Annotated in this window: 24 protein-coding genes; 15 read left to right on the top strand and 9 right to left on the bottom strand. The window is 68.8% G+C overall.

Annotated elements, in window-relative coordinates:
* Positions 1–38: 38 nt before the first annotated feature.
* Positions 39–476 carry a hypothetical protein gene (locus tag ACIBK4_RS11510; protein WP_398994427.1) on the top strand — a complete coding sequence of 146 codons (438 nt, stop codon included), beginning with the start codon at positions 39–41 and terminating at the stop codon, positions 474–476.
* A 30-nt stretch (positions 477–506) separates the two neighbouring features.
* Entirely contained in the window at positions 507–1,436 is a 930-nt protein-coding gene (locus ACIBK4_RS11505; protein ID WP_398994426.1) for an oxygenase MpaB family protein, read from the top strand.
* 17 nt (positions 1,437–1,453) lie between these two features.
* On the opposite strand, the gene ACIBK4_RS11500 is transcribed toward ACIBK4_RS11505, so the two are convergent.
* Both ACIBK4_RS11500 and ACIBK4_RS11495 read right to left on the bottom strand, forming a co-directional pair.
* Positions 1,454–2,260, bottom strand: coding sequence for a class II aldolase/adducin family protein (locus ACIBK4_RS11500; RefSeq protein WP_366437415.1), 807 nt, complete (start codon positions 2,258–2,260; stop codon positions 1,454–1,456).
* A gap of 168 nt (positions 2,261–2,428) precedes the next feature.
* Positions 2,429–2,878: an Lrp/AsnC family transcriptional regulator gene (locus ACIBK4_RS11495; protein ID WP_366437414.1), complete on the bottom strand. Its 450-nt coding sequence runs from the start codon at positions 2,876–2,878 to the stop codon at positions 2,429–2,431.
* Positions 2,879–3,055: 177 nt separating this feature from the next.
* On the opposite strand from ACIBK4_RS11495, the gene ACIBK4_RS11490 reads away from it, so the two are divergent.
* From ACIBK4_RS11490 to ACIBK4_RS11450, 9 genes are all read left to right on the top strand, one after another.
* Entirely contained in the window at positions 3,056–4,201 is a 1,146-nt protein-coding gene (locus ACIBK4_RS11490; RefSeq protein ID WP_398994423.1) for an acyl-CoA dehydrogenase family protein, read from the top strand.
* Between the two features lie 76 nt (positions 4,202–4,277).
* A complete protein-coding gene (locus tag ACIBK4_RS11485; RefSeq protein ID WP_398994422.1) occupies positions 4,278–5,039 on the top strand; it encodes an SDR family NAD(P)-dependent oxidoreductase in 762 nt (253 codons plus the stop codon).
* A 69-nt stretch (positions 5,040–5,108) separates the two neighbouring features.
* The gene (locus ACIBK4_RS11480) at positions 5,109–6,248 is read left to right on the top strand and encodes a thiamine pyrophosphate-dependent dehydrogenase E1 component subunit alpha (RefSeq protein WP_398994421.1); all 1,140 of its coding nucleotides are present in this window, start codon (positions 5,109–5,111) and stop codon (positions 6,246–6,248) included.
* Positions 6,245–7,213, top strand: a complete 969-nt coding sequence (locus tag ACIBK4_RS11475) for an alpha-ketoacid dehydrogenase subunit beta (protein WP_398994420.1) — start codon at positions 6,245–6,247, stop codon at positions 7,211–7,213. The genes ACIBK4_RS11480 and ACIBK4_RS11475 overlap by 4 nt, the downstream gene beginning before the upstream one ends.
* Positions 7,214–7,226: 13 nt before the next feature.
* Entirely contained in the window at positions 7,227–8,534 is a 1,308-nt protein-coding gene (locus ACIBK4_RS11470) for a dihydrolipoamide acetyltransferase family protein (RefSeq protein WP_398994419.1), read from the top strand.
* Positions 8,535–8,663: 129 nt separating this feature from the next.
* Positions 8,664–9,359 (top strand): alpha/beta fold hydrolase, encoded by a 696-nt coding sequence (locus ACIBK4_RS11465; RefSeq protein WP_398994418.1) that lies wholly within the window; start codon positions 8,664–8,666, stop codon positions 9,357–9,359.
* 66 nt (positions 9,360–9,425) lie between these two features.
* A complete protein-coding gene (locus ACIBK4_RS11460) occupies positions 9,426–10,028 on the top strand; it encodes a helix-turn-helix domain-containing protein (RefSeq protein ID WP_398994417.1) in 603 nt (200 codons plus the stop codon).
* Positions 10,029–10,088: 60 nt separating this feature from the next.
* Entirely contained in the window at positions 10,089–10,493 is a 405-nt protein-coding gene (locus tag ACIBK4_RS11455) for a RidA family protein (protein ID WP_398994416.1), read from the top strand.
* A 44-nt stretch (positions 10,494–10,537) separates the two neighbouring features.
* Positions 10,538–11,191: a TetR/AcrR family transcriptional regulator C-terminal domain-containing protein gene (locus ACIBK4_RS11450; protein ID WP_398994415.1), complete on the top strand. Its 654-nt coding sequence runs from the start codon at positions 10,538–10,540 to the stop codon at positions 11,189–11,191.
* A 59-nt stretch (positions 11,192–11,250) separates the two neighbouring features.
* On the opposite strand, the gene ACIBK4_RS11445 is transcribed toward ACIBK4_RS11450, so the two are convergent.
* Positions 11,251–12,063, bottom strand: coding sequence for an SDR family NAD(P)-dependent oxidoreductase (locus ACIBK4_RS11445; RefSeq protein ID WP_398994414.1), 813 nt, complete (start codon positions 12,061–12,063; stop codon positions 11,251–11,253).
* A 171-nt stretch (positions 12,064–12,234) separates the two neighbouring features.
* Here ACIBK4_RS11445 and ACIBK4_RS11440 point away from each other — a divergent pair, with 171 nt between their 5' ends.
* Entirely contained in the window at positions 12,235–12,657 is a 423-nt protein-coding gene (locus ACIBK4_RS11440) for a nuclear transport factor 2 family protein (RefSeq protein WP_398994413.1), read from the top strand.
* An 89-nt stretch (positions 12,658–12,746) separates the two neighbouring features.
* Here ACIBK4_RS11440 and ACIBK4_RS11435 read toward each other — a convergent pair whose 3' ends face one another.
* From ACIBK4_RS11435 to ACIBK4_RS11420, 4 genes are all read right to left on the bottom strand, one after another.
* Positions 12,747–13,790 carry a glycoside hydrolase family 5 protein gene (locus tag ACIBK4_RS11435; RefSeq protein ID WP_398994412.1) on the bottom strand — a complete coding sequence of 348 codons (1,044 nt, stop codon included), beginning with the start codon at positions 13,788–13,790 and terminating at the stop codon, positions 12,747–12,749.
* A 369-nt stretch (positions 13,791–14,159) separates the two neighbouring features.
* Positions 14,160–14,984, bottom strand: a complete 825-nt coding sequence (locus ACIBK4_RS11430) for an SAM-dependent methyltransferase (protein WP_398994410.1) — start codon at positions 14,982–14,984, stop codon at positions 14,160–14,162.
* An 84-nt stretch (positions 14,985–15,068) separates the two neighbouring features.
* Positions 15,069–15,320 carry a DUF397 domain-containing protein gene (locus tag ACIBK4_RS11425; protein WP_366495946.1) on the bottom strand — a complete coding sequence of 84 codons (252 nt, stop codon included), beginning with the start codon at positions 15,318–15,320 and terminating at the stop codon, positions 15,069–15,071.
* On the bottom strand, positions 15,317–16,189 hold the full coding sequence (locus ACIBK4_RS11420) for a helix-turn-helix domain-containing protein (RefSeq protein WP_398994408.1): 873 nt from the start codon (positions 16,187–16,189) through the stop codon (positions 15,317–15,319). The genes ACIBK4_RS11425 and ACIBK4_RS11420 overlap by 4 nt, the downstream gene beginning before the upstream one ends.
* Before the next feature lie 240 nt (positions 16,190–16,429).
* Here ACIBK4_RS11420 and ACIBK4_RS11415 point away from each other — a divergent pair, with 240 nt between their 5' ends.
* Positions 16,430–16,876 (top strand): ATP-binding protein, encoded by a 447-nt coding sequence (locus tag ACIBK4_RS11415; protein ID WP_398994407.1) that lies wholly within the window; start codon positions 16,430–16,432, stop codon positions 16,874–16,876.
* Positions 16,877–16,916: 40 nt separating this feature from the next.
* Here the strand turns inward: ACIBK4_RS11415 and ACIBK4_RS11410 are convergent, their stop codons facing one another.
* Complete coding sequence (locus ACIBK4_RS11410; protein WP_398994406.1) at positions 16,917–18,203, bottom strand: PP2C family protein-serine/threonine phosphatase; 1,287 nt, start codon at positions 18,201–18,203, stop codon at positions 16,917–16,919.
* 266 nt (positions 18,204–18,469) lie between these two features.
* On the opposite strand from ACIBK4_RS11410, the gene ACIBK4_RS11405 reads away from it, so the two are divergent.
* Entirely contained in the window at positions 18,470–19,222 is a 753-nt protein-coding gene (locus tag ACIBK4_RS11405; RefSeq protein WP_398995036.1) for an SAM-dependent methyltransferase, read from the top strand.
* A 6-nt stretch (positions 19,223–19,228) separates the two neighbouring features.
* Here the strand turns inward: ACIBK4_RS11405 and ACIBK4_RS11400 are convergent, their stop codons facing one another.
* Positions 19,229–21,886 carry a glycoside hydrolase family 2 TIM barrel-domain containing protein gene (locus tag ACIBK4_RS11400; protein ID WP_398994405.1) on the bottom strand — a complete coding sequence of 886 codons (2,658 nt, stop codon included), beginning with the start codon at positions 21,884–21,886 and terminating at the stop codon, positions 19,229–19,231.
* A gap of 220 nt (positions 21,887–22,106) precedes the next feature.
* Between ACIBK4_RS11400 and ACIBK4_RS11395 the strand changes: the two genes are divergently transcribed.
* Positions 22,107–22,985 carry a SigB/SigF/SigG family RNA polymerase sigma factor gene (locus ACIBK4_RS11395; RefSeq protein WP_398994404.1) on the top strand — a complete coding sequence of 293 codons (879 nt, stop codon included), beginning with the start codon at positions 22,107–22,109 and terminating at the stop codon, positions 22,983–22,985.
* Positions 22,986–23,212 lie beyond the last annotated feature (227 nt).

Here is a 23,212-nt window from a genome sequence, read left to right as displayed (position 1 = left end):
GTCGCCGTCGGGCGGCCGCATAGGGCACGCTCTACGGCATGGTGATGTGCGAGTACTTCTCGGCCGCGAGTGACGAGGCTGCCGTCGGTGTCCTCGACGGACCGGGCGGCCCCGATGCGTCGGTGTTCGACGTGCTGCCGCTCAACGGCATCGACCCGGTGGTCGTGCTGGCGCGGCTCGAAGGCATCCTCACCGACTCCACCTACGACGAGGCCCGCGCCCGCCCCCGATCCGGGCAACTGCTCTCGGACCCCGAGGCCGAAGCAGCCTTCGTCGTCAGCGTCTCCGACACGCTCCGGGACGCCCTGGCCACGGCGTCCGGTAAGCGACTGGACCTGGCGGCAGGGCCGTTCGCGGCTGTCGAAGAACTGGGATTCACGCCCACCAAGACGTCGGAACTGCTCCATCGGTTGTCCGGCCTGGCCCGGAGAGCCGCAGCGGAGAACCGGCGCCTGTACTGCTGGTGGGCCCTGTAAGAACCTCAACTCGGCAGTCAGGAGCCTCCTTTGACCCCACCCGGCGACCCGTCGACACCCGAGCCGCTCGGGCCGTCGTCGCTGGCCTGGCGGTACTTCAGCGACTGGCGGGGCATGCTGATCGGCCTGTGGGCCGGGTCGATGCAGAACATGCATCCCGCCCTCGGCGCCGGAGTCGAGGAACACTCACAGTTCTTCGAGGAGCGCTGGGAACGGCTGCTCCGCTCGCTCTACCCCATAGCCGGAGTCATCTACGACGGCCCGGACGCGGCCCGTACCGCCCGCGAGGTCCGCGACTATCACGTCGGTATCAAGGGAGTTGACAGCCAGGGGCGGCGCTATCACGCCCTCGACCCGGACACATTCTTCTGGGCGCACGCGACCTTCGTCATGGTGCCGGTGCTGGTGTGCCGGTACTTCGGCCGGCCGCTGACGGAGGAACAGAAGGAGGAGTTTTACTCCGAGAGCCTTCAGTGGTACCGGCTCTACGGGGTCAGCGACCGGCACGCTCCGGCCAACTGGGCGGAATTCACCGGGTACTTCGAGCGGATGTGCGTCGACACCCTGGAGGACAACTGGGCGGCACGTGCCGTGCTGGACATCCGCCGCATAGGCAGGCCACCTTTCCTGAAGTGGCTGCCTGAGGTGGTGTGGCGGGTGATCCGGGGGCCGTTGACCCGACCCTTCGTGTGGCTCACGGTCGGGATGTATCCGCCTGCGGTGCGCGCCAAGTTGGGCTACCGCTGGTCGCGTCGGAGCGCGGTCGGGCTGTGGCTGGTGGGGCGTACCGTGGCGTTCGGCTGGCACCTCGTGCCGTTCGAGCGGCGCTACCACCCGCGGGCCAGGGCCGGTTGGCGCCGGGCGCGCGGTCTCGTCGTAGGACCGGTCGAGACGCCGCGGCGGAATCTGCCGCCGGTGGAGCGGCGGGGGGACGGCAAGCACTACGCGCCCGATGTGTAGCCGCGGGCGTTCCGGAATCAGCCCAGGACGTCGGGTTCTTCCTCCACCACGAGGTCGGCCAGAAGGTTGAAGTTGTGCCGCGCCATGTTGGCGTTGCTGAACTGCCGGTGCGCCAGGGTGACTTCCTCCTCGGTCATGACGCGGGGGGTGCCGGCGGCGTCGGCGAGAAGCTGCATCTGGCAGGCGCGGTCCATGGTGATGAACCACCACGCGGCCTCCTCCACGGACCGGCCGACCGTCAGCAGGCCGTGGTGGCGGAGGATGGCGGCCCGTCGCTCGCCGAGCCGGGCGGCGATCCGCTCGCCCTCGGTGCGCTCCAGCACCAGGCCCTTGTACTCGTCGAACACGATGTGGTCGTCGTAGAAGGCGCAGGACTCCTGCACGATCGGGTCCAGGAGCTTGTCGAGTGACGCGAAGGCCCTGCCGTGGATCGTGTGGGCGTGTGCGACCGCCACGACGTCCGGGCGGGCCTGGTGGATGGAGGAGTGGATCCAGAAGGCCGCCTTGTTGGTCCGGCGCTCGCCCTCGACGACCCGGCCCTCCTCGTCGATGAGAAGCAGATCGCTGACGCGGATCTTGGAGAAGTGCACCGCGTACGGGTTGACCCAGAACCGGTCGGGGAACTCGGGGTCCCGCGCGGTGATGTGTCCGGCGATGCCCTCGTCGAAGCCGTAGCGGGCGAAGATGCGGAACGCCGCCGCCAACTGCCGCTTGCGGTGGGCGCGTTCGGCCTCGATGGTCTCGCGGCTCTCAGCCAGCCGGGGAATGTCCAGTTCCTCGGTGTTCTCGAAGTCGATGTCGTTGCTGCCGGTGGTGATGGACATCGGTACGTCCTTTCCGGGGTGCGGCTCAGGGTGCGCGGGTCACGGGTCACGGTCACGGGTCACGGTCACGGGTCACGAGGAATTTCTTTCAGGCTGCAACCATCTTCCGGTTCGTGTCAACCTCACAGGCAAGAAATATTGCCTCCTGGGTACCAGTGACCCGGCCCGTCAGTCACCCCTGCGCCAGGCGCCCAGCACCATCAGCGTCTTCGTGCCGATCACGGCGCCCGTACGCCGGAGCCGGTCGATCACATCGCGCAGGTGCTGCACGTTGGTCACCCGGACGCGGACCAGGGCGTCGGGGTCGCCCGCGACGGTGAAGACCTCCAGGGCCTCCGGCACGCTGGTGGCGGCCATGGTGATCGCCTCGACCTTGACGTCGCCGGCGAACCGCAACTCGACGAACGCCTCGAAGCTGGAGCCCAGCTTGCCGTGGTCGAGGGTGACCGTGTAGCCGGCGATGACTCCGTCCCGCTCCAGCCGGTCGACCCGGCGTTTGACCGCCGACGGGGAGAGGCTGACCCGCTCCGCGATCTCCGTCATCGTCCGACGGCCGTCCTCGACCAGCAGCTCCAGAATCGCGCGGTCGACGCTGTCGATGAGTCCTGTGTCGGTCATTCGTATCTCCTCCTCGCGCCTGTTTTTTGCGGTTGACATCAGTCTCGCTCTACTTTCTTGCATCGCATGCAAGATACCCGCAACTTAATTGCCATCGCTCGTGTCCCGCCGGTCCACTGACAACGCCTGCAACTGGTCGGCGACCGCCGTTCGAGGGCGTGAGGAAGGGACCCAGCGGTGAAGGTTGAGCGCGAACTACCCTCCGGCGAGGCCCGGGAGCTGTTGGAGCTGACGGTCGAGATCGCGGACAAGGAACTCGCCCCGCGCGCGGCCCAGTTCGAGGAGGAGAGCCGCTTCCCGCGCGAGGTGTTCGGCCTCCTGGGGGAGGTGGGCCTGCTGACCCTTCCGTTCGGTGAGGACGTCGGGGGAGGAGGCCAGCCCTACGCCGTCTACCTGCAAGTACTCGAAGAGCTGGCCGCCTGGTGGGCCGCCGTCGCCGTCGGTGTCAGCGTCCACACCCTGTCGTGCCACGCGGTCTCCGCCTTCGGCACGGCGGCGCAGCAACAGGCGCTGCTGCCCTGGCAGTTGAGCGGCGCCGCACTCGGCGCCTACTGCCTCTCGGAGGAACACGCGGGGTCCGACCCCAGCGCCATCCGCGCCGGGGCGGTGCCTGACGGCGAGGAGTGGGTGGCCCGGGGCGCCAAGGCCTGGGTCACCCACGGCGGTGAGGCCGACTTCTACACCGCCTTTCTGCGCACGTCCGCCGACCCGCGCAACGGCATCTCCTGCTTCCACGTGGACGCCGGGTCGCCCGGCCTGAGCGCGGGTGCCCCGGAGCGCAAGATGGGGCTGCGCAGTTCGACCACTGCGGTGATGCACTTCGACGACGTGCACATCTCGGGCGACCGACTGATCGGCGAGCCCGGCCAGGGCCTGAAGATCGCACTGTCCGCACTCGACGCGGGCAGGCTCGGCATCGCCGCGGTCGCCGTCGGGATCGCGCAGGCGGCGCTGAACCACGCGGTCGACTACGCCCGCGAGCGCCGGACGTTCGGCCGCCGCATCATCGAGCACCAGGGCGTCGGTTTCCTGCTCGCCGACATGGCCGCGCGCACCGAAGCGGCCCGCGCCACCTACCTGGTCGCCGCCCGACGCAAGGACTCCGGCCAGGAGTTCAGCCGCCAGGCCAGCATCGCCAAACTCATCGCGACGGACACGGCCATGGCCGTGACCACCGACGCCGTACAGGTTCTCGGTGGCGCCGGATACGTCCGCGAGCACCCGGTGGAGCGCTATATGCGCGAGGCGAAGATCACGCAGATCTTCGAGGGCACCAACCAGATCCAGCGCATGGTCATCGGTCGCCATCTCGCCGACTCATGAACTCGACCGTATTTCCGATGACTTGCACGTTCCCTACGACTTGCACGTTCCGACGACTTGAAGGAAGGCGGGCACCGTGACATCTCGCGATGCTGTTGCCGTCATAGCGGGAGGCGGCTCGGGGCTGGGGCGGGCGACCGCACACCGGCTCCACCGACAGGGCCGTACCGTCGTGCTGTTGGACCTCCCGAACAGTCAAGGGGAGGCGGCAGCCGCCGCGTTGGGGGAGCGGGCCCATTTCGTCGCGGCGGACGTGACCGATCCGGACCAGGTCCGGCAGGCCTTCGCACACGCGGCGGAGCACGGTCCGGTGCGTGCGGCCGTCAACTGCGCCGGAGTCGCGACACCCGGCCGCATCCTGGGCAAGCGGGGAGTACTGCCGGCCGAGGACTTCCGGCGCGTGGTCGAGATCAACTTGCTCGGCACCTTCCACGTGCTCTCCAGCGCTGCCGCCGTCATGGCCGACAACACCCCGGACAACGGGGATCGAGGCGTCATCGTCTGCACCGCGTCCATCGCCGCCTACGACGGCCAGATCGGCCAGGCCGCGTACGCGGCGAGCAAGGGCGGGGTGGTCTCACTGACCCTGTCGGCGGCCCGGGACCTCGCCGACTCGGCCATCCGCGTCGTCACGATCGCGCCGGGGCTGTTCGACACCCCGCTGCTGTCGGGCCTGCCGGAGAAGGCGCGGTCCCAACTGGGCGCCGCCGTACCGCATCCGTCCCGGCTCGGCTCACCTGACGAGTACGCCGCCCTGGTCACCCACATCCTCGACAACCCGATGCTCAACGGCGAGGTCATCCGCCTCGACGGCGCCCTGCGCATGCCCCCGCGCTGAACCCCCGCACCGACAAGGCCCGTTGACCCGCTCTCCCTGTCGAGAGCGTCGCCCGGAAAGAGAACCCGCATGGCACACGCCGTACAACACCTGTCGTCGGAAACGGCATTGGCCGAGCCGCCCGTTCAACTGCTTGACCCATCAGGGGCATTGGGTACAGATACCCGGCTGCCTCTCGACCTGGCGACCGTCGACCTCCCCGCCCTCTACCGCGACATGGCGCTCGTCCGCCGTCTGGACACGGAGGCCATCGCCCTTCAACGGCAAGGGGAGTTGGGCCTGTGGCCGTCACTGCGCGGGCAGGAGGCGGCACAGGTCGGGGCGGCGTACGCGCTGAACGAACGGGACATGGTCTTCCCCACCTACCGCGAACACGGTGTGGCCTGGTGCCGAGGGCTCGACCCGGTGTCGCTGCTCGGGCTCTTCCGGGGTACCACGCTGGGCGGTTGGGACCCCTACGAACACCACTTCAACCTGTACACGCTGGTCATCGGCGCGCAGACCCTGCACGCGGTGGGCTACGCCATGGGCCTGTACCGGGACGGCAGCACCGGCTCGGGTGATCCCGACCGCGATACGGCCGTGCTGGCGTTCCTCGGCGACGGCGCGCTGAGCGAGGGCGAGACGAACGAGGCGTTCATCTGGGCCGCCGCCCAGAACCTGCCGGTGGTGTTCTTCTGCCAGAACAACCAGTGGGCCATCTCCGCCCCCTACAGCGTGCAGAGCCGGATCCCCGCGGCTCAACGGGCCGCCGGATACGGCTTTCCCGGCATCCGCGTGGACGGCAACGACGTCCTGGCCTGCCTCGCCGCGACGCGCCACGCCCTGCACCAGGCACGAACCGGCGGTGGCCCCACGCTGATCGAGGCCGTCACCTACCGCGTCAACGCCCATACGACGGCCGACGACGCGACGCGTTACCGGGCCGCCGAGGAGACCGAGGACTGGACGGCCCGGGATCCGCTGGAACGGCTACGCGCGCATCTTGGGTCCGTGGGCGCCGTGAACGACGAGTACTTCACCGACCTCGAACAGCGCGAGCGAGCTCTGGCCGAGCAACTGCGCGCAGACTGCCGGGAGTTGGCGGACCCCGACGCCTCCTCGCCCTTCGAGCACACCTACGCGCAGATGCCCGCCGGTCTGCGCCAACAGCTGCGCGAGCACCTGGAGTTCGTCTCCACCGGCCCGCAGGACGGGGAGAGCAAATGACCGTCTCCATGGTGAAGGCCCTCAACGACGGCCTGCGTCAAGCCCTGACCGACGATCCCCAAGTCCTGCTCATGGGCGAGGACATCGGCCGGCTCGGCGGTGTGTTCCGCGTGACCGACGGACTGCGCAAGGAGTTCGGCGACCTGCGAGTGGTCGACACCCCGCTGGGCGAGGCGGGCATCGTCGGAGCCGCGATCGGACTCGCGATGCGCGGCTATCGGCCCGTCTGCGAGATCCAGTTCGACGGCTTCGTCTACCCGGCGGCGAACCAGATCATCACCCAACTCGCCAAGCTCCGACACCGCTCGGCCGGCCGCATCTCCCTGCCCGTCGTGATCCGCATCCCCTACGGCGGTGGCATCGGCTCGATCGAGCACCACTCGGAGTCGCCGGAGACGTACTTCGCCCACACGGCCGGGCTGAAGGTGGTCACCTGCGCCACCCCGCACGACGCGTTCCACATGATCCAACAGGCCGTCGCCGACGACGACCCCGTGGTCTTCCTCGAACCCAAGCGGCACTACTGGACCAAGGGAGAGATCGACCCGGCCTCGCCCCTCCCGCTGGAGCAGGCCGTCGTCCGCCGCGCGGGGACGGACGTGACACTGATCGGCTACGGCCCGACCGTGCCCATCGCCCTGGAGGCGGCCGACGTCGCGGCGGAGGAGGGCCGCAGCGTGGAGGTCGTGGATCTGCGCAGTCTGTCCCCGTGGGACGTCACGACGGTCCGCGCGTCCGTGCACCGCACCGGGCGGGCGGTCGTCGTCCATGAGGCAGCCTTCTCCCACGGGTTCGGCGCGGAGGTCGCCGCACGGCTGCAGGACGAGGAGTTCCACTACCTCGAAGCGCCCGTCGTGCGGGTCACGGGATACGACACCCCGTACCCGCCCAGCCGCCTGGAGTCGGACTGGCTTCCCGGTGTCGACCGGATCCTCAACGCCATTGACCGCAGCCTGAGTTACTAGGAGGGGCGCCGTCGTGACGAGCCCGCAGCAGTTCTTGCTCCCCGACGTCGGCGAGGGTCTGACGGAGGCGGAGATCCTCGCCTGGTCGGTACAGCCCGGCGATGTCGTCGAGGTCAACCAGATCATCGTCGAGGTGGAGACGGCCAAGGCCGCCGTCGAACTTCCCTCGCCCTACGCCGGGGTGGTCAGCGCCCTCCACGCGGAGGTGGGGGAGTTGCTTCCGGTCGGCAGACCGCTGATCACGATCGACACCGGCACGTCAGCGGGAGGCGTGGAGGGCGGAGAACCCGACGCCCCGGCTGTGCGGCAGCCGGAACCGCAACAGGCGGAACTGCTCGTCGGATACGGCCCGCAGGGCACCGGCACCGGCCGTCGCAGAAGGCGCCCCGCTCACGCCCAGCCGCAACGTGCGGTCGGCGGGGAGCGAAGTGCCCCGGATCGAGGCGGAGTCAGGCCGGCCGCCAAACCGCCGGTCCGCAAGCTCGCCAAGGATCTCGGGGTCGACCTGACGACCGTCGCCCCCACCGGCCCCGGGAACACCATCACCCGCGAGGACGTCCGGCGCGCGGTCCCGGAGACGCTGCCCGCTCCCGTCCCCGAAACCGCTCGAACCTCCGAAACACGCATACCGATCAGGGGGGTTCGCAAACACACGGCCGCCGCCATGATCGCCTCCGCCTTCACTGCACCGCATGTCACCGAGTTCATCACCGTCGACGTCACCGCGACGATGCGGCTTCGTGAACTCGTCGCCGGGCGACGGGAGTTCCGCGATCTGCGGGTCACTCCGCTGCTGTTCTTCGCCCGGGCCTTCCTGATCGCGCTGGCCAAGACCCCTGAGGCGAACAGCAGTTGGGACGAGGAGGCGCAGGAGATCGTCCTGAAGCACTACGTCAACCTCGGTGTGGCGGCGGCGACGGACCGCGGATTGGTCGTGCCGAACATCAAGGGCGCGGACCGGATGTCGTTGCTCGAACTGGCCCAGGCGCTGGCGGACCTCACCGCGACCGCCCGCGCCGGCCGCACGTCCCCGCAGGACATGAGCGGCGGCACCGTCACGCTGACCAACGTAGGGGTGTTCGGCGTGGACACCGGTACGCCGATCCTCAACCCGGGGGAGGCCGCCATCCTCGCGGTCGGCGCCGTCCGCCGTATGCCCTGGGTCGTGCAGGACGGCGACGGAAACGAACGCATCGAGCCTCGCTGGGTCACCCAGCTCGCGCTCTCCTTCGACCATCGACTCATGGACGGCCGGCAGGGCTCCGAGCTGCTGGCCAATACCGCGCAGATCCTGAACGAACCTGGGCTCGCGATGCTGTGACGGTCGCCGTGCCGGACGGCATGGCGGCCTAAGAGGCAATTTAATTTGCCCATGAGGTTGACGTGGGTGGGGCCGGACCGTGACTCTGTGGGGAGAGCGAGGGCTCTGGAATCCCAGGAGGAGCGGGCTATGGCTACGTTCGTACTCGTACACGGTTCATGGGGTGGCGGCTGGTGTTGGGACCGGTTGCGCCCCCTGTTGGAGAGCGCCGGCCACACGGTTCTCACGCCCACACTCACCGGCCTTGCCGAGCGGAGCGAGCTCTCCGCACCGGACGTCGGCCTGGGCGTCCACGCGCGGGAAATCGCCGAACTCCTTGAATCCGAAGGGGTGGTGGACGCGATCCTGGTCGGGCACAGCTACGGCGGGATGGTGATCACCGGCGCGGCCGCGCTCGCCCCGGACCGGGTCGGGCAGGTGGTGTACGCGGACGCGTTCGCCCCCGTGACCGGCGAGTCGGCGTTCACGATGCTGCCGTGGCTGGAGAAGGCGTTCTCCGAGTCGCCGGGGCCCGCCGAGTGGGAGGTGGCGGCGCTCGACCCCGGGTTGCTCGGGGCGGACGACGAGGCGGCGGCATGGCTGTCGAGCAGGATGACGCCGATGCCGCGCCTCACCCACGAGGAGCCGCTCGGACCCGGCAGTGAGGAAGCCCTGGCGAGCAAGGCGGTCACCTACATCTACTGCGCCGATCAGGCCCTCTTCACCGATATCGCCGCCTCGGCGGAGAAACGGGGATTCCGGGTCGTGGCACTGCACGACATCACGCATGTCGGCCTGCTCACGAGCCCGCACATTCTTGGGCGGGAACTGCTGAACCTCGTATAGACAGAGGCCGTCCGATGTACCTGACAGGCTCGCTCTATTGCCTCTGGGGCATGTTAGTGTGCCGGAATGCCGATCGAGGACACTGATCTCTGGGTTGCCCAACGCCTCAAGGACATGCGGGGTGAGCGGGGCATCACCCTGACGACACTGGCCGAACAGACCGGCATTTCCTCGGCGCATCTGTCGCGCCTGGAGAAGGGTGTGCGCAAGCCGTCCATCGGCGCCCTGCTGCAGATCGCCCGCGTTTACGGCGTATCCATCAGTGAGTTGGTCCAGGAACCCGATCAGGACGACTTCCATCTGGTGCGCGCCGACGCGGCGATGACGCGTGACGGGCAGGACGGCCGGTACACCGTACTGAGCGGACCTCGGGAAACCATGTCCGTCATCCGGGTCGAACTGACACCGGGCAAACACACCAAGACCGCACGGCACGTCGGCGAAGAATGGCTGCATGTGCTGTCGGGGGCGATCACTCTCGACATCTCGGGTGTATCGCTGGAGCTGGACACCGGGGATTCGGTGCATTTCGACTCGTCGAAGGAGCATCGCCTCACCTGCAAGGACGATGCCGTCGCGACCGTCCTGATCGCATCCACAGCGGCGACCGTTCCGATGCGGCACCCCATTCCGGCGTCGTCACGGCGCAACTCGGCGGAACAGCGCTGAGTATGGCGTGAACGCGCAGGGTGCACGTCGGTCATTCCAGGAAAAAGAGGAAGACTCACGATGTCGTCACTCGTCGCGCTGAATCCTGCCGAACTCCCGCCCCTCACCGGCGTGATCTCCCACGGCCTGGCCCTTCCCGACCTCGGTCTCATCTATACGTCCGGGCAGGTCGCATGGGACGCCAAGGGGGAACTCGTCGGCCGGGACGATCTGGCGGCGCAATTCACCAAGGCCTACGAGAACATCGACGCGGTGCTGGCCGCCGGAGGGTCGAGCCGCAGCAAAATCATCAAGGAGACGATCCATCTCGTCGGGTACGACCCCGACAACTCCGCCGCATTGATCTCGCTCATCGCCGGCTGCCGGGGAGCGGGGCAGATTCCTCCCGCGAGTACCTGCGTGGGCGTGGAGACTCTCTTCGCGGAGGGCTATCTCGTCGAGATCGAGGTGGTCGCGACCTTGTGAGCGGTGGGATCGCTCACCCATGCTGCCCCGGGTAGCATTGTTCGGTGACCAAGACGCCAGGAGCTGCCCCGACCAAGGTCGGCATCACGCTCGATCGTGTGGTCGGGGCCGCATTCGATGTCCTGCATCGGGACGGCATCGCCAAGCTGTCGGCCCGGGCGATAGCGGCCGAACTCAATGTCCGGATGAACACGGTCATGTGGCACATCCGGACCAAGGACCGGCTGCTCGGCCTGATGGCGGAATCCATCATGGGCGAGGTCGACCTGGACCACCTGCACGGCGACTGGCGCGAGCAAGTGGCCGAACTGGTCCGGCGGTTGCGGCAGGCGATGCTCGGACACCGGGACGGCGCGCTGCTCGTCGCCGGCACCTTTCCGGTCGAGCCGAGCACGTTGGCCTTTTCCGAGCGGATGGTGACCCTTCTCTTCGAAGGGTGCCCCACCCGTAAGTCGGCCGCGTGGACGTCGTGGAGCCTTTTCTATTTCACGCTCGGCCTTGTTCAGGAAGAACAGGCGACACCGGCCGCGTTCCACGATCGCCTCCGGGAAACGGTGGACGCGGAGCGTTTCCCGGGCCTCCACTCGGTGCTGGAGGACTACGTCTCGATCGACTACAGCGAGCGCTTCGACTTCGGGATCGAGCAGATCCTTCAGTCGGCCCCGACGACCAAACCCCGCCCTCGCGACGGGAGCTGACGGTGCGTCGGGGTGTCGTAGCGCTCGCTGCGTGCTGATTGAGGATGTGCGGTCGCGCCTCAGGATCCGAACGCGGTTTTGGACACCTCGTCCCAGGCCCGCCACTCGTCGAGTCGCGCCTGGTATTCCTTGGTGATCCTTTCCAGCGGGCCCTGACCGAAGAAGATCCGCAGGGGCGGCTGTTCCGCGTCCACCACGATGAGAATCGCGGCGCGCGTCGCGGTCGGATCGCCGCGCCGGGAGGAGATCCCCGACATGGACGCGCGGAAATCGTCATAGGCCGGAAGGCGCTCGGTCTGCACGGCAGAGGGGCCCGCCCATTCGGTGGCGTATCCGGCCGGCTCGACCAGGGTGACCTTGATGCCGAAGTCCTTCACCTCGGCGGCGAGGCTCGCGGTGAAGCCTTCGAGGGCGAACTTGGACGCGTGGTAGAGGCCGAGTCCGGGCAGCGAGGTGACGCCGGCGACGGACGACACCTGGATGATGTGGCCGGAGCCGCGGGCGCGGAGGTGGGGGAGTACCGCCTGGGTGACCCACAGCGCGCCGAACACGTTGATCTCGATCTGGTCGCGGGCCTGCCGCTCGGTCACCTCCTCGACCATGCCGAACAGGCCGTAGCCCGCGTTGTTGATGACGACGTCGAGCTCGCCGAACGTGTCGATCGCCTGCTGCACGGCGTCGAACGCGGCCGTGCGGTCGGCGACGTCGACGCGCAGCGGGAGTACCGCGTCGCCGTACTTCTCGACCAGGTCGTCGAAGGCGGATGCGGAACGGCTCGTCGCCGCGACCCGGTCGCCCCGTTCGAGCGCGGCTTCCGCCCATTCCCGGCCGAATCCCTTCGAGGCTCCGGTGATGAACCACGTCTTCGCCATGATCTTCCTCCAGGGGTGCGTTTTCTTGTTCGGTGACCAACACGACAAGTTAACTTGGTCAGTGACCAAGATGTCAACCTGGAACGGGCCCCTTGTGCGGTGACCAAGCGGTGCGCTACGGTCCTGGTCGGCGACCAAGGTTATTTTGGTGTGAAAGGATCATTCCCGGCCATGAATGCGAATGTGCGCTATCAGGATTTCTTCCACGGTGTGTTCACGTGGATATCCGGTCTGTGTAACGCCGGGAATCGCGGCACCCTCGACGACATTCACCGGTTCTGGGCAGCCGACGCGCGCATCATTACCTGCGGTCACGTCAGGGCGGCCGGCGTCGAGGAGCTGCGGAAGCATTTCGGGATCTATCCACAGCAGTACGAAGAGGTGGAGATCCGGGAGCCGTACAGATATCTGGAGTCGGGGGACGACGTCGTCATCGAGTACGACATCCTGATCCGCGGACGACGTCATGAAGGTGCCGCGGACGGTGCGGATGCCGACCGGCGGGAATTCCGTGTGATGGCGATCTTCTCCATCGCCGACGGCAAGATCTCGGAAATGCGTCAGGTCACCGGCGTCAAGGCGGGGGACGCCTGACTGCCGCTGCCGTCAGTGCCCGACGCACCTGATCCGCGCCCCCGTTGTACGGGAGACGCGGATCAGGTGTAGCGGGTCAGGGCGCCGGTTCAGGACTTTACGGGCTTGCCGCGCCCCCACGCCCAGGCCAGGCGGTCGGCGCCGGACTGGTTCGTGGTGACCAGCCATGGGCGGGCCGCGTCGCCGATGAGCTTCTGGATCGAGTACGTGTCGTCGGTGCGCAGGCCGGGCCAGTACACCGAGCCCATGCCGAGCTTGCGGAACGTGTCGGTGTCGGCCTGGATGAAGTTCACCGAATTGTCCGTGGGCGTCGGGACGTTGTAGTTGAGGCCCGTGGTCATCGGGGCGCCGAACTCGTCGGCCACCGTGCGGTTCGCGCAGTCGCCGAGACGCTCCTTGAGGTCGCTCACCCACTGGTCGTAGGTCGCGTAGTCCTTCCAGAAGCCGTAGTGGTGCAGCGAGAGGTACGTGCCCTTCAGGCGCGGGTCGGCGCAGACCGTGGTGACGTGGTCGTTGTAGCCGGCGCCGCTGACGAAGACGCGGTTGCGCGGCACCTTGGAGTAGGTGTCCAGCCACTTGGCGGCGAGGTCGGCCCACTCGGTGTCGGTGTATCCGTGGGGCTCGTTCATCGGCTCGAAGTAGACGCGCTGGTTGTGCTGGTAGGCCTTCACCACGGTGTTCCACATGGGCCAGTACGTGGCGGGGTCGTCGATGAAGCCGTCCTTGTTGGCGCCCGTCCCCTCCCAGTACGAGACGATGACCTTGAACCCCTGTGCCGTCGCCGCGTCGATCACCCCGCGGTACGACTTCCAGTAACTGCCGTTCACCGTGTACGGGTTGATGGGCAGCCGCACCGTGTTGGCGCCGAGGTTGGCGCGGAACGCCGCGATCACCCGGGTCGCCTTCGCATACGTCTGGGCGTAGCTGTCGGAGAGCGACAGGCCGGACAGGACGACCGGGTCGTCGGCGTAATTGTCGCGCGGGTCGGCCCAGTTGACGCCCTTGAACTGGGAGGTGTTCGTGCTCGGCGCGGCGGAGGCGGGGCTGCCGGCGAGTGTGGTGCCGGTGACCGCGGCGATCGCGACGGCCACGAAGGTGGCCCGCAGGCGGGTTCTGGCGGGGTTGGTGCGCATCGACTTGCCCTTTCAGGAATGGCGACTCCGCGCATGGCGAGGCCTGCGCGCGGCTGAGCGGCCGTCGGAACGGATACCGGGCGGGACGGATGACGTCGGCTCGTCGTCCCAAGTCCCGGTGCACTCCGTGGTGTTGGGGGAGTACGGGCTCGGTGGGCCCTGCTCGCCGGGAGCCTCCTGTCCCCCTTCCTCCACCGACCGCGACGCGATGTTTACGTAAACATGCTGCGGTCGCAGCACCGACCGGATCTGTCGGCCGGGCCGGACTGGAGATGTTTACGCAAACATGGCGGCGCCGGAATCGTGGCATCCGGCACCGCCGTCGTCAAGGTTTCCCGCACGTAACGTCGCCCGCGTCCCGCGGCGGGGCTACGGCTTGATGCCCACCCCGGTCCACAGGCTGACCTTGGCGTCCGTGGGCGCCTGGTCCTCGGACCACTCCTCGGTCACGGGCTCGGGGCGCCAGCGGTGCCCGACGGAGATGCCCGGGTCGAGCAGGTCGAGCCCGGTGAAGAAACGCGCGACCTCGTCCCGCGTACGGACCTTCACCGGTGTCCCGCCCTCCTCGTAGATCGCGGTGACCTTCGCCCAGGGCTCGGGGTCGAAGTCAGCGGTGACGTGGCTGATGGCCAGCGCGCTGCCCGAAGGCAGGACCGACAGCAATCGGTCCACGAGCCCGTACGGGTCCTGCTCGTCGGTGACGAAGTGCAGCAGCGCGTTCAGGGACAGCGCGACCGGCTGGTCGAAGTCGAGTATCTCGGCCACTTCGGGGGAGTTGAGGAGCGTATCGGGGTCGTTCACGTCCGCCTGGACGTACGCGGTGCGCCCCTGTTGGGTGCTGCGCATCAGGCGCTCGGCGTACTTCAGGACCAACGGGTCGTTGTCGGCGTAGACCACCCGGGCCTCGGGCACCACGGACTGGGCGACCTGGTGCAGGTTCGGCTCGGTGGGGATGCCCGTGCCGATGTCGAGCCATTGGCGGATGCCGTACTCCTGGGCGAGCACGCGGGTGGCCCGGTGCATGAACGCGCGGTTCTCCCGGCCGGCGACGAAGACGCCGGTGAAGATCTTCGAGACCGCTTCGGCCGCCTGCCGGTCGACCTCGAAGTGGTCCTTGCCGCCCAGGTAGTAGTCGTACATGCGGGCGGAGTGCGGCCTGCTGGTGTCGATCTCCCGCGCGCTGGCGTTGGTCATGCTCTCCCTCTCAAGTGGTGTACGTCGGCGTCTCGGGCAGGTCGCAGCCGGGCCGGCTCCAATTCCCCACGCCCGTGGTCCGGTTCAGCCTGCCATCAGATGGTCGGCCAGGCCCCGCTTGACCCCGTCGACGAACGCGGCCATCTCCTGGGGCGTGTAGATCAAGGCGGGTCCGGCGGGATCGGTCGACTGGCGCAACGCGACGCGCCCGTCGGCCAGTTGCTTGGTCTCCACGCACTGACCCCCGTTGGGACCGCTCCAGGGGCATTCCCAGCCCTGGTCGCCGAGGTTCGACGCGGGCATCCCGTTGTAGACCTTGTCGTCGGTGGTGGTCATGAGTACTCCTTGCGCATGCGGTTCAAGATCGCCTTGCTGTCCGCGGACGAGGTCAGCAGCGACATCCTGTTGTGCGCTTCCAGGTGGGCCACGACGTCGGAACGCTGGTCCAGGTACATGGAGGCGGAGAGGATCTCGCTGTAGACGACATCGGGCAACTCGGGTTCCTCGAACCGGAAGTAGGTGAAGGGTGCGCACGCCCCCACGTGGGCACCCGCCGAGAACGGGACGATGTCAACACTGACGTGGTCCAGTTCCGAGACCTCCAGAAGCCGGTCTATCTGGTTCCGCATGACCGCGGGACCGCCCACCACCCGGTGGAGCACGGCTTCCTCCAGCACCGCCCACAGCGTGGGCGAGTCCGGCTTCTCCAGCAGACTCTGGCGGCGCAGACGTAACTGCACCCGCCGTTCGAGGTCTTCGTCGTTGTCGTTCGGGAAGCCGCCGCTCAGTACGCCTCGCGCGTAGTCGTACGTCTGCAGAAGTCCCGTGACGTAGTGCGGTTCATAGGTACGCAGGGTCTTGGCGCCGGTCTCCAGGCTCACATAGGCCGTGAACCAGCCCGGGAGCACATCGCGGTAGGCGTGCCACCAGCCGGGCTCGTTCGCGCGGTCGGCGAGGGCGACGAACTCCTCGATCTCCTGACGGTCGGCGCCGTAGGTCTCCAGCAGCTTCTCGACGTAGAGCGGTTTGAGGCCTACCTCGGCCTTCTCCAGGCGGCGGATGGTCAGCGAGGTCACCCGCAGCGCCCTGGCGGCGTCCTCCAGGGACACCCCCGCACCCTGTCGCCACTCCTGCAGCCGCCGGCCGAGGATCATGCGGAGAACCGTGGGTGCACCCGCGCCGGTACTCGACCGAGCTTCGCTCACGCCCAACCTCCTGAGGGACTGTCACCGGCATTAGTCTGACAGCGACTTGCTGATGCCGCCAGACAGAATCCGTCGTTCTGAAATTATCAGGGAGTCGGTTGCAGCTTGAACTGAGCTATGGGCATAGTTACTTGTGTGAGCGATCTAGGCCGCCCGCCGGAACTCCCCAAGTCCGGCAGGCCTGTTGCTGATGCTGTGCGTCTCCCGCCTGCGCCCGCCCCCGATGGAAGGCGAACCACCGTGTCCCCCCACACGACTCCCTCCCCGCAGCTTTTAGACGTCGTCCGCCCGGACCTGGCGCACTGGATGGAACTTCCCGCGCACCGCTCCGGCGTCCGGGTCGCCCGGCACGCCATGGGCGCGCAGTTGGCCAAGTGGCGCCTGCCCGAAGAAGTGCGCGACGACGCGGTCCTGCTCATCTCCGAGCTGGCCACCAACGGCGTGTGCCACACACCCAGCGCGAGACTCCTGTGCGGTATAGGACTCGTCACCGACCGTAGTCTGCGCATCGAGGTCCATGACCACGACTACACGGGCAGTGATCTTTCCCGCTGCGAGCCGTGCCTCGACGACGAGAGCGGGCGCGGCCTGTTCATCGTGCAGGCGATCGCGGACACCTGGGGGGTCGACCGGTCGGCGCTCACCGGCGGCAAAGCCGTGTGGGCCACCCTGTCCACCGGCTACTGACGCCGGACACCCGGAGGGGGCGAGGACGCCCGCGGCCTGTTCAGGTGGTCGCGGGCGTCAACTCGGCCAGCAGCAGCGTGCGGTCGTCCGCCCCGGGCGTCGCGTACGGGGCGCTCAGCAACCGCTCGCACAGCGAGGGGAACCCCTCGGGGCCGCCGACGGGCGTGGGCTCGGCGGCGGCCGTGTCGAGGGACCGGGCCAGGCCGGCGATCTCCTGGTCGATGTCGGCGTGCCGCGACTCGACCAACCCGTCGCTGTACAACAGCAGCAGGGCCGGTTCGTCGATGGTCAGCACCGTGGCCTCGTAGTTGCCGGTGCCGAGCCCCAGCGGCAGACCCGCGCTGGCGAGCGTGACCGGTACGGCCGGTCCCTGCGGGCCGCGCAGCAGCGGCGGCGGATGCCCGGCGCCGACGAGGGTGCACGTGTGCGCCTGCGCGTCCCACTCGGCGTAGATGCAGGTCGCGAAGGACGCGCCCGGGGTGTCGTACGCCAACTCGTCGAGTCTTCGCAGGAGTTCGGGCGGCTCCATGTCGAGCCGGGCCAGGGTGCGCACGGCCGTACGCAACTGGATCATGGCCACGGCGGATTCGGGGCCGTGGCCCATCGCGTCGCCGACGACCAGGCCGACCCGGCCGCCGGGGCGGGGCAGGACGTCGAACCAGTCGCCGCCGATGATGTTGCCCTGGCCGGCCGGGAGATAGCCGTGCGCGATACGGCAGCCGTGGAACGCCTGGGCCGGGTCCGGGAGCAGGCTGTTGCGGATGGCCAGCGCGGTGCGGCGCTCGCGTTCGTAACGGCGCGCGTTGTCCAGCGCGACGCTCGCCCGGGCCGCCAGCGACTCGACGGCCACGGCCTCGCCGGGCAGGAACGGGTCCCGGTCCGGGCCGCGCGTGCAGGCGACGAACCCGACGGTGGCGCCGCGCAGTTGGAGCGGGACGACGAGGAAGGACGCCGTCCCCAGCAGATCGTCTATGCGCTGGGCATCGCCGCCCGCGGAGGCCAGCAGCCGCTCGGAGGTGTGCTTGTCCACCGCGTCGAGCAACTGCGTATGACCACTGGCGAGGGCGCGCGCGTACGGCGTCTCGCGCGGGAAGACGACCACCTCGCCGACCGGCAGCACACCGTCCCAGGCCTCGGGCGCCTCCGTGCCCACCCGCACCGCCAGCCGACGCGCCTCGATCTGGGGCGGATCCACGGCGGGATACGCGTTCTCCTCCAACACCCAGCGCTCCAGCAGATACACCGACGCCGCGTCGCAGAACCCGGGCGTCAGCGCGTGCACGACATGGCTGCCGGTCAGCCGCAGGTCGAGCTCCGAGCCGATCACGTCCGCGGCGGGGGCGAAGACCTGCCTGCGGCGTGGGGGCCCGGCAGAGGGGGCGTCACCGCGGTGACTGCGCGCATCGTTCCGCAGGGTCGTGCCTTTCCGGGTGGGGGACCGGCCGCGTGGCGTGGGGGGCAAGCGGTCTGCCGTGCTTTCCTCGGCAACTATATGATGACGCGTCAAGGATCTTCGGGCGAAGGGAAGTTGTGGTGCCGGACAGTGGAGGCCTGCCGCAGGGGATCGACCCGCACAAGGCGAGTGTCGCCCGAATGTACGACGCGATGCTGGGCGGTGAACACAATTTCGCCATAGACCGCGAGGCGTTGGCGGCCTTCACCGCGATCGACCCCCAGGTCCGCACCCTGGCCCGCGCCAACCGCGACTTCCTCGGCCGGGCCGTGCGCTTCCTGGTCGCCTCCGGCGTACGGCAGTTCATCGACCTCGGCTCGGGCATCCCCACCCAGGGCAACGTCCACGAGGTCGCGCAGGCCGCCAGCCCCGGAGCCCGCGTCGTCTACGTGGACAACGACCCGGTGGCCGTCGCCCACAGCACCTCCCTCCTCGCCGACAACCCCGACGCGGACATCGTGGACGGCGACATCCGCAGACCGGCCGACGTCCTGTCCTCGCCGCAGGTACGGAAGTTGATCGACTTCGAGCAGCCCGTCGCCGTCCTGATGATCACGATCCTGCACTTCGTCACACCCGCCGAGGACCCGGCCGGCATCGTCGCCGCCTTCCGCGACGAACTGCCCGACGGCGGCTGGCTGGCCATGAGTCACGCCACCAACGAGGACCGCCCGGACACGGCGGCCGCCGTGGGCAAGCTGTACAGCTCCAGGGCCACTTCGCCCGTCACCGCCCGTTCCTACGACGAGATCCTCGGCCTGTTCGACGGCTTCGACCTCGTCGAGCCCGGCCTGACCTACGTCCCCCTGTGGCGCCCCGACCCGACGGACGAGATCCCGGAGAACCCGTCCGAGTACTGGGTCTACGCGGGCGTCGGCCGCAAGAGCGCCTAACACGGGCTACCGGCCTCTGCTCTGACGCACCGTCAACATGCTTGTCGCGGAACGGAGTCTGGGCGCGCTCACGGTGAGAGTCACCCGGCCCGGTCTCCTGGCCGGCCGGAGGATCGCCAGCGCCCGCCCGTGCCAGGTGTGCCGGCGGGGTTGCCGGAAGCTGTCCACGTTGTGCGGGTTGCCGTTGCCCACGGCGGCGAGTTCGCCCGCTCCGGCGACCTGGAACGTCACCGGGACCGTCGCGTCCGGCACCAACCGCCCATGCCTGTCGACGACTTCGACGCGTACATGCGCGAGGTCGTCACGGCTCGTGGTGAGGTGGGGGACGTCCGACACGAGCCGCAGGGCCGCCGGGGCGCCGACCGTCGTCAGCGTCGTACGGCCGATCTCCCTACCGTCGCGCGAGGCGACCGCCGTCAACTCCCCTTGCGCGTAAGGCACGGTGAAGGTGGCCATCGCCCGCTCCGGAGTCGTCGCGGACCCGCCCGGGAGCTCGGCGCCGTCGAGCAGCAGCCGTGCGCTGTCGCCCGGTGTGTAGACGTGCACCGTCATCGGGTGGCCGGGCTCGACGTCCCAGGTCCAGCTCGGCAGTTCGTCGAAGTAGCCCCACCAGACGGCGACTTGCTCGGTGCCGGGCAGTGTCGGGCGCTCCACCAGCAACTCCACCGGGCTGAGCCCGGAGACCGCGGCCCGCCAGTGGTTCTGCGGTTTGCGGCTGCCGATGAGGTCGATGTCCCCGCAGTTGCCCTGGAAGTAGGGGTACGGGTAGCCGAAGCCGCCCCAGGAGTGGTGCAGGGTGCGGGCGATCGACCAGCCGGGCATGACGCTCTGGTCGCCGATGCCCGCGGCCGTTCCCTCGGGTGCCATCGGGGTCTTGCCGATGCCGGACTCGCCGAGATAGTCCCAGGCGGCCCAGACCCAACTCCCCACCGCCCAGGCGTTGTCGTTCACGAACGTCGTGTCCTGGTGGATCGTCGCGGGGAAGCCCTCGCTCTGCGTCATCGCGCGCTCGGGATGCGCGTCGTGCATCGGGCCGTAGCCCTTGCCGTTCGCGTTGTAGTGCACGTCGCCCACGTCGACGTAACTCCAGGACGGATCGTCCGCACTGAATGTCGAGCCGCCGCCCAAGGTGATCGGACGGGTCCGGTCCAACGAACGGAGCCGGGCGGCCAGTTGGGCTCCCCGGACGCCGTTCGTCGCGTCGGTGATCTCGTTGCCCAGCGACCAGATGACCACGCTGGGATGGTTGCGGTCCCGCAGCACCGTGCCGGTCAGGTCCCGCTCCCACCACTCGGCGAAGTACACGGAGTAGTCGTCGGGGTTCTTGCCGGTGTCCCACATGTCGAAGAACTCGTCCATGACCAGCATGCCCAGCCGGTCACAGGCGTCGAGCAGAGCTGGCGTCGGTGGATTGTGGGCGGTGCGCAGCGCGTTGAAGCCGGCCTCCTGGAGGATCTCGACCCGGCGTTCCTCGGAGCGGTCGAGCGCCACGGCCCCCAGCGGCCCGTGGTCGTGGTGGACACATCCCCCGACGATCTTGACGGGCTCGTCGTTGAGCAGGAAGCCGACCTGGCCGTTCCAGACCAGCGAACGGATTCCGAACCGGGTGGTGACGGTGTCGACGACCTGCCCACGCACCACCACCTCGGCGCGTGCGGTGTAGAGGTTCGGAGATCTCGGGGACCACAGAGCCGGCCGCTCGACGTCAACGTCCAGAGAGGAAACGGCAGTTGCGCCGCCCGACGCGATCGCCTGCGCGGGAGCCTGCCGTACGCCTACGGCGTTCCCGTCCGGATCGAGGACCGTGACCCGCACGTGTGCCGACGTGGGCCGGGTGCCGAGGTTGGCGACCGACACCTCCACGCGAGCGAGTGAACGGCCCTTGTCCACCACGGGTGTTGTCACGTGGACGCCCCAGAGCGGGATGCGCACGGCGCCCGTCACCGTCAGCCAGGTGTGGCGGTAGATGCCCGAGCCCGAGTACCAGCGGCTGTTGCGGCCGCTGTTGTCGACGCGCACGGCGAGCACGTTGGGCCCCGTCGGGGCGAGGTGCGGGGTCAGGTCGTACGCGAACCCCGTGTAGCCGTAGGGGTGGAAGCCCAGGTGGACGCCGTTGAGCCACACGTCGGCGTTCTGGTGGACGCCGTCGAAGCGCAGCTCGGTGTGGCGTCCTTCGCCGGTCGGTGTCGTGAAGTGCTTGCGGTACCAGGCGATTCCGCCCACCGTGTATCCGGTCGAGCCGCCGTTCTGGCTGTGCTGTGTGTCGAACGGGCCGATCACCTGCGGAGGTTGGGGCAGTGTGGGGTCGGGGTCCTTCAGCACGAGGAGGGACGGGTCGCTCGTCGCGCCGCCGTCGGGGGAGCCGCCGTAGGAGAGGTCCTCGATGCTCCAGTCGTGCGGGAGGTCGAGCGGTCGCCAGGACGTGTCGTCGAAGGACGGTGTCCCGGCTCCGGTCGGGTCGCCGAGGCGAAAGAGCCAGCCCTCGTCGAACGATTGCTCACGTGCCGAACTCGACGCGGCGGATTGGTCGTTGGCGGCCGCGGAGGTCGGCTGTGCGAGGGTCGCGCCCGCGGCGATCGCGCCGAGCTGTAACGCGCGGCGGCGTGTCACACCGCCCAACTCCGTTGTGCCGTCGCCGTCGCGGTCTTCTCCGGTCGTCGTCATGTCGGCCACCCCACCCACTTCATTCGGTATGTCGAACGGGAGTCAGCATGCTGAACTGTCGTAGACGTGACAGGAGTAGAGGCGTGGGGTCGCCGGGTCAAGACGTGCGACGGAAACGAGGTGCGCGCCCCGAATTTGACCGGATGAGGGGGAGTGAGGCGCGAGAAGCGGGGCAGGGGGCTCTTGTCGGTAGTTCCTTCGGACGAATGGGGTGGGCGTTATGGCAGCCGTGACGGCAGCGGAGGCACCGGCCACGGCAGGGCGGCGGACGACGGCGGGGGAGGCGCTCCCGATGATCGCGGAGCCGTCCAAGGTGAGCCCGAAGGACGCGCGTGAGCTGTCGCGCCAGTTCTTCGACCGGCTGACCTCGCTGGAGGAGGGCACCCACGAGCACCAGTACGTGCGCAACACCCTGATCGAGATGAACCTCTCCCTCGTGCGCTACGCGGCCGCGCGCTTCCGCAGCCGCAGCAACAACGAGATGGAGGACATCGTCCAGGTCGGCACGATCGGACTCATCAAGGCGATCGACCGGTTCGAGCTCACCCGCCAGGTGGAGTTCACCTCGTTCGCCGTCCCCTACATCGTCGGCGAGATCAAGCGCTTCTTCCGCGACACCAGCTGGGCCGTCCATGTGCCGCGCCGGCTGCAGGAGGCCCGCGTCGAGCTGGCCAAGGCGACCGAGGAACTGCGGTCCCGCCTGGGTCGTACGCCCACCACGCGTGAACTGTCCGAGCTGATGTGCCTGACCGAGGAAGAGGTCATCGAGGCCCGCAAGGCGTCCAACGGCTACACCTCCTCCTCGCTCGACGCGGCGCTCAGCTCCGACGCGGGCGCCGAGGGCGAGACCGTGCTGGCCGATGTCATCGGCGAGGACGACCCGGGGCTCGAACTGGTCGACGACCTCAGCTCCTTGGCCCCCCTCATCGCCGAACTCGACGAGCGCGAGCGGAAGATCATCCACATGCGCTACGTCGAGGAGCGCACCCAGGCCGAGATCGGCGAGGAACTCGGCATCTCCCAGATGCACGTGTCCCGGCTCATCAGCCGGATGCTCCGCCGCCTCCGCGCGGGGCTGCTCGATCCCGCGGTCGTCTGACGGGCCGATCCGGCCCAACAATCCGGGCTGTTGGGTGCTTTCACCCTCCCCGGATGTCCGTTCTGGGGCACTCTCGTACTGTGGCCGGGGCGGGCCCCCCCGCCGCCCCCCCCCCCCCGCCGGGGTGGGGGGGGGGGGGGGGGGGGGGGGGGGGGGGGGGGGGGTGGGGGGGGGGCCCCCCCCCACGGGGGGGGGGGGGGGTGGGGGGCCCGGGGCGGACACCGCGG

Source organism: Streptomyces sp. NPDC050528 (genome assembly GCF_044457795.1).
Lineage (GTDB): Bacteria > Actinomycetota > Actinomycetes > Streptomycetales > Streptomycetaceae > Streptomyces.
This window is presented reverse-complemented; position numbering and strand designations above follow the sequence as displayed.

Coding starts and splice junctions, on each gene's coding strand:
- ACIBK4_RS11445 (WP_398994414.1), bottom strand. CDS start 12,063: ATGGCGAAGACGTGGTTCATCACCGGAGCCTCGAAGGGATTCGGCCGG.
- ACIBK4_RS11395 (WP_398994404.1), top strand. CDS start 22,107: ATGGCAGCCGTGACGGCAGCGGAGGCACCGGCCACGGCAGGGCGGCGG.
- ACIBK4_RS11435 (WP_398994412.1), bottom strand. CDS start 13,790: ATGCGCACCAACCCCGCCAGAACCCGCCTGCGGGCCACCTTCGTGGCC.
- ACIBK4_RS11460 (WP_398994417.1), top strand. CDS start 9,426: ATGCCGATCGAGGACACTGATCTCTGGGTTGCCCAACGCCTCAAGGAC.
- ACIBK4_RS11400 (WP_398994405.1), bottom strand. CDS start 21,886: ATGACGACGACCGGAGAAGACCGCGACGGCGACGGCACAACGGAGTTG.
- ACIBK4_RS11405 (WP_398995036.1), top strand. CDS start 18,470: ATGTACGACGCGATGCTGGGCGGTGAACACAATTTCGCCATAGACCGC.
- ACIBK4_RS11430 (WP_398994410.1), bottom strand. CDS start 14,984: ATGACCAACGCCAGCGCGCGGGAGATCGACACCAGCAGGCCGCACTCC.
- ACIBK4_RS11465 (WP_398994418.1), top strand. CDS start 8,664: ATGGCTACGTTCGTACTCGTACACGGTTCATGGGGTGGCGGCTGGTGT.
- ACIBK4_RS11500 (WP_366437415.1), bottom strand. CDS start 2,260: ATGTCCATCACCACCGGCAGCAACGACATCGACTTCGAGAACACCGAG.
- ACIBK4_RS11510 (WP_398994427.1), top strand. CDS start 39: ATGGTGATGTGCGAGTACTTCTCGGCCGCGAGTGACGAGGCTGCCGTC.
- ACIBK4_RS11475 (WP_398994420.1), top strand. CDS start 6,245: ATGACCGTCTCCATGGTGAAGGCCCTCAACGACGGCCTGCGTCAAGCC.
- ACIBK4_RS11495 (WP_366437414.1), bottom strand. CDS start 2,878: ATGACCGACACAGGACTCATCGACAGCGTCGACCGCGCGATTCTGGAG.
- ACIBK4_RS11480 (WP_398994421.1), top strand. CDS start 5,109: ATGGCACACGCCGTACAACACCTGTCGTCGGAAACGGCATTGGCCGAG.
- ACIBK4_RS11425 (WP_366495946.1), bottom strand. CDS start 15,320: ATGACCACCACCGACGACAAGGTCTACAACGGGATGCCCGCGTCGAAC.
- ACIBK4_RS11440 (WP_398994413.1), top strand. CDS start 12,235: ATGAATGCGAATGTGCGCTATCAGGATTTCTTCCACGGTGTGTTCACG.
- ACIBK4_RS11455 (WP_398994416.1), top strand. CDS start 10,089: ATGTCGTCACTCGTCGCGCTGAATCCTGCCGAACTCCCGCCCCTCACC.